This window comes from Geobacillus sp. WSUCF-018B, assembly GCF_002809985.1.
Classification (GTDB): Bacteria; Bacillota; Bacilli; order Bacillales; family Anoxybacillaceae; genus Geobacillus; species Geobacillus thermophilus.
The window spans coordinates 469-4,689 of sequence record NZ_PIJF01000091.1; the positions used below are offsets into that span (position 1 = coordinate 469).

At 38.9% G+C, this 4,221-nt stretch carries 4 protein-coding genes and 1 pseudogene; all 5 read left to right on the forward strand.

Annotated features, from left to right (window positions below):
- Positions 1-255: IS66 family transposase (locus CV944_RS16270; RefSeq protein ID WP_145994839.1), on the forward strand; the 255-nt coding region annotated here is incomplete at its 5' end.
- 170 nt (positions 256-425) lie between these two features.
- Positions 426-626: pseudogene (locus tag CV944_RS18060) on the forward strand (Mu transposase domain-containing protein); the annotation flags it as partial.
- A 42-nt stretch (positions 627-668) separates the two neighbouring features.
- Positions 669-1,403, forward strand: a complete 735-nt coding sequence (gene istB / locus CV944_RS16275) for an IS21-like element helper ATPase IstB (RefSeq protein ID WP_100664537.1) — start codon at positions 669-671, stop codon at positions 1,401-1,403.
- 174 nt (positions 1,404-1,577) lie between these two features.
- The gene (locus tag CV944_RS16280) at positions 1,578-2,984 is read left to right on the forward strand and encodes an alkaline phosphatase (RefSeq protein ID WP_100664536.1); all 1,407 of its coding nucleotides are present in this window, start codon (positions 1,578-1,580) and stop codon (positions 2,982-2,984) included.
- Between the two features lie 89 nt (positions 2,985-3,073).
- Positions 3,074-3,775 carry a hypothetical protein gene (locus CV944_RS16285; protein ID WP_233205158.1) on the forward strand — a complete coding sequence of 234 codons (702 nt, stop codon included), beginning with the start codon at positions 3,074-3,076 and terminating at the stop codon, positions 3,773-3,775.
- Positions 3,776-4,221 lie beyond the last annotated feature (446 nt).

The following is a 4,221-nucleotide window of genomic DNA, read 5'->3' on the forward strand; positions in this document are numbered from 1 at the left end:
CGAAAGGAAGAAGCGCTGCGTTTCTTACGTGAAGTACATGTTCCCTTTGAYAACAACCAAGCCGAACGCGATCTTCGCATGGTCAAAGTCAAAGAGAACATTTCGGGTACRTTTCGYGAMGAAACRTTCGCGCAGTCGTTTTGCATCGCAAGAAGCATCGTTTCCACACTGACGAAACACSAAAAAAACGTGTGGGATTCGTTATGTCTTCTGTTGACGGGTGACACGCTTGATCGCGTTCTTTCTACCACTTAGGGCATTTTCTATTACGGGGATGCCCTATTTGTGTTGCGCTTCTTTACATACTACTATCGGAGTGAATAGTTACATGGGAGAAATGTGAGAAGGACTGGAATCGTCCGCATTATGAGAAGGAGCGACTCATCGCTGAATTATTTGAAGAAGAACAAGCGTTATTTCTTCAATTGCCAGCCAAAGAATTTGAATGTGTCCGATATGAGCAGGTCACGGCTGATAAGTACGGTTTCATCCATTTAGAAAACAATTTATATTCCACGTCTCCCCGTTTTGCCAAACAAAAGGTTTTGGCAAAGATCTCTTATCATGAGATTGCCATTTTAACAGAAGAGCATGAGCTGATTATCAAGCACGAGCGTTTATATGGCACAAAACAAAAATCAATGAAATGGCAACCATATCTTACGTTAATGGCCAAAAGGCCAAATGCATTAAAATATAAGGAATATGCCAAAAGACTAAAATTAAGCTGGATTCCAGCCAATTACCATACCATCCATGCGGAAACAAATGAGGAATTTTTACTGAAGCTGTTTGAACGAGAAGTGCAGCATCGAGATGAGAGAAGGATAAATTTACTACTAAAACAGGCGACATTGCCGAAAATTCCAAATAAACCTTATGATTGGCGGGAGATTCAACTAGCCCCAGGCATCACAAAAGATTATATTTTAGAAGGTGAGTTTACGAAAAATCAGGAAAACCTTATCTTCTATGGCGGAGTGGGAACCGGTAAAACATTCCTTTCCACTCTCATCGCCCTCAATTTGATGAAAAAACAAGGAAAAAGAGTGAAGTTCTATACGGCCGCCTCCATTGTCAATGCTTTATTGGAGGCCAATGAAAAAGGTGACCTTGGTAAATTTCTCAATCAAATCGAAAAGTTGGATCTCTTGATTCTTGATGAATTGGGCTATATTCCATTGCATAAACAGGGGGCAGAGTTATTATTTCAAGTTATTTCCATGTGTTATGAAACCAAAAGCATCATTGTGACAACCAATTTACCTTTTAGCCAATGGAATAATGTCTTTGGCGATCCCATTTTAACAGAGGCCGTCATTGATCGGCTGATTCATCATTCTCATTTAATCATCTTCAATGGTGAAAGTCACCGATACAAAGACTTAATCTCTCAACGTTAACCATGGAATTTGGCAAGTGTATGTATGCATTTTTAATTGCCATTTCATACATTTTCTACTTGCCAAAAACACTATTATTCCCTTTTTTACACAATTATTAAACTCGACTAAACAAGACTTAACATTTCTCCAATACAATTGTTCTTGAAAAAAATTTTTGAGGAGGGTTTAAAATTGTTCAGAAAAAAAATCTTACCCTTGGCAGTTGTTTCTACCATTGCTTTAGGAAGTTTATTAGGAATGGGAAGCGTCACAGAAACAGATGCAAAAGAAAAGAAAGATCATGACCATGGAAAAGTAAAAAATATCATTTTTATGATTGGTGACGGAATGGGTGTATCTTATACTTCCGCATATCGTTATTTAAAAGACAACCCAAACACAAAATTCGTTGAGCGAACAGAGTTTGACAAATATCTTGTCGGTCAACAGATGACTTATCCTGAAGACCCTGCAGAAAATATAACTGATTCTGCTTCCGCTGCGACAGCGATGGCAGCTGGAATTAAAACATATAATGCAGCCATTGCTGTGGATAATGATGGTTCAGAAGTAAAAACCGTACTTGAAGCTGCAAAAGCAGCAGGTAAAGCAACTGGTCTTGTAGCCACTTCTGAAATTACACACGCAACTCCTGCAGCATTCGGTGCTCATGATGAACATCGTAAAAATATGAATGCTATTGCCAATGACTACTATGATGAATTAATCAATGGCGAGCATAAAGTCGATGTTTTGCTAGGGGGAGGAACCGATCTATTTATCCGTAAGGATCGTAACCTTGTGGAAGAATTCAAAAAAGACGGATACAGCTATGTGACGAATCGCAATGAATTATTAAAAGATCAAAACGAACAAGTTCTTGGTTTGTTTGCGCCAAGAGGACTTCCGAAAATGATCGACCGAACGAAAGACATTCCTTCCCTGGAAGAAATGACAAAATCGGCGATTAAGCGTTTAAGCAAAGATAAAGATGGTTTCTTCTTGATGGTGGAAGGAAGCCAGATTGACTGGGCGGGACACGACAACGATATTGTTTCTGCGATGAGTGAAATGGAGGATTTTGAAAAAGCATTCAAAGCGGCTATAGAGTTTGCAAAAAAGGACAAGCATACGCTTGTTATCGCTACAGCTGACCACTCTACCGGTGGTTACTCCATTGGAGCAGACGGCATTTATAATTGGTTCGGTGCGCCAATTAAAGCGGCAAAACGCACGCCTGACTTTATGGCACAAGAGATTGCCAATGGTGCCGATGTTGAAGAGACGTTGAAAAAGTATATCGATTTGGAATTGACGGCTGAAGAAATACAATCTGTGAAAGATGCCGCTGAACAAGGGAAAACGGACAAGGATAAAGGTGTAAGAAGAGTGGATGATGCGATCGAACGTATTTTTGACAAACGTTCACATACTGGCTGGACAACAAGCGGCCATACCGGGGAAGACGTTCCTGTTTATGCATACGGTCCGGGAAGTAAACGTTTCGTTGGGCAAATAGAGAACACGGATCATGCCAAAATCATTTTTGATATTTTAGGAAGAAAAGGAAAACAAAACATTGTCATTGAAGATAAGTAGTGATCCAAAAAGCATTAAAAAAGAACACACATCCCGTTGCCCACTCAAGCAACGGGAACTTTTTTGATATGCATATGGAGGTTCAAACGATGATGAAAAAACTATTTTTGCTTACAAGTCTGATAACTTTGCTTGTCGGATGCGGCCAACATATAGATCACGGAAACAAGGCTCCTCATTCAGATACTCAACAGCAAACAAAAAACGAACTAATGGATAAGTCGACCAAAGATACAAAGCAAGATAAGCTACCAAAAGAGACAAACGAATATATTTCAAACCCGCAGGTAACAGATGACCAGAATTTACAAAGACCAGGTGATTATTATGTAGATGAAAAGGGAGAAGCTACTTTAAAGAAAATAAAAATCGTAAACAAGACATACAATGTTGGACCAATTCAACTTACAGTTAAAGACGTGAAAGTGATTCATTTAATTCCTGATTACAGCCTTATTGATTATTTTCACGCCTTAACGCATGAGGAACAGTTCGACTTTATCAAAGTATTCGTAGAGATCAAAAATACATCTTCACAGAAAGTAAATTTCGCGCCGGTAGCTTTATTGGAATCAAGTACAGGCGAGAAGTTTGATTGGGAAAAAGAGATTTATCTTGAAAACTTACATGGGGAAATTGAAGGAAACGGCACGAAACAAGGTAATCTAGGGTTTATTCTAAAAGAGCCGAACGGGAAAGATGTGCAATGGGTGAAAATGATTACGAGTGACGTCGTTGACCCAAACAAGAAAATCATCAGTAAAGCAAAAGAAATAAGATTGGAATTTTAAATGAATTCCTTACTACCATGAACACCAATCTTCAACAGAGGCATCAAGGCTACGAGATAGGCGATTACAGATGCAGAAACAGCTTGGTTGAAGCTTTGGATTTTTGGCGGTATTAGAGAATCATTTAAAAGCTCGAGGATTTGAAGTGTACTTAACCAAAAACGAAAAACATATTCGTTTATATATGAGCGGCAGAAAAACCATTAAGGAATTTTCGACTGGATTTATCATGATAAAGGATTATGTTTAAAACGCAAATTTGAAGCATTCCTGCAGGCGTGTTGATTATCCAATAAAATCCAAAGGGTATAGAAAAAAGAGCACCTTTCCTGTAGAATGTGAGTAATGACACAAACAAACCCAGGAGGTGCTCTCTATGAACAAGCATACCACACTCCCGAATTTGATGCAAAAACTTGTTTCGGATGAAGAGATTCAACTGATTG

Bases quoted from the DNA above. Each gene is read 5' to 3' on its own strand.
- istB (WP_100664537.1), top strand. From the start codon at position 669: ATGGCCAAAAGGCCAAATGCATTAAAATATAAGGAATATGCCAAAAGA.
- CV944_RS16285 (WP_233205158.1), top strand. From the start codon at position 3,074: ATGATGAAAAAACTATTTTTGCTTACAAGTCTGATAACTTTGCTTGTC.